The sequence below is a fragment of the Synechococcus sp. R5-15 genome (genome assembly GCF_047462035.1).
Lineage (GTDB): Bacteria > Cyanobacteriota > Cyanobacteriia > Thermostichales > Thermostichaceae > Thermostichus.
On the sequence record NZ_JANSIK010000196.1, the window covers coordinates 1 to 513 of the forward strand.

Sequence of the window (513 nt, forward strand, 5' to 3'; positions counted from 1 at the left end):
CTTCAGCAGTCGGCTCTACGGACTCAGAAAATACCGGGCTGCAATCGAGAAAGATACGGATTTATCCGGAACCGGCGTTGGCTAAGGTTTGGAAGCATTGGCAAGCGGCATGCCGGTACTGCTACAACCAAGCGACTGCCTATCAGCGCCAGCATGGTGCCCCAAAAACGGCCAGAAAGCTGCGGGACATCATCCTGCGCTCCGACCTGCCCCAGTGGGTGAAGGACGCCCCCTGCCACATCAAGCAGAACGCGGTCGTCGAGGCGTGGTTGGCGTTTCGCCGAAGCAAAGACGCGAGGTTTCGCAGTGTGCGGGACAGGTCACATACACTGCAGTTCAACGCCGGCAACTTTCGCAATGGAACGTGGTACCCGAAACTCACCCGAGGCTTGGCGTTCCGTGCGTCCGAGGAGATACCCAGAGAATGGGCACGCGGAACTGAGCTAATGCGGGTGAAAGACAGATGGTATGCCATCTTTCCTGAGCCCGTGAACGAGCAGTGTTCGTTAGCAA

Annotated in this window: 2 pseudogenes; both read left to right on the forward strand. The window is 57.7% G+C overall.

Annotation, left to right across the window (positions count from 1 at the left end):
* Positions 1–85 (forward strand): annotated as a pseudogene (locus NW839_RS13585) (IS607 family transposase); the annotation flags it as partial.
* Positions 78–513: pseudogene (locus NW839_RS13590) on the forward strand (RNA-guided endonuclease TnpB family protein); the annotation flags it as partial. The pseudogenes NW839_RS13585 and NW839_RS13590, both read left to right, overlap by 8 nt.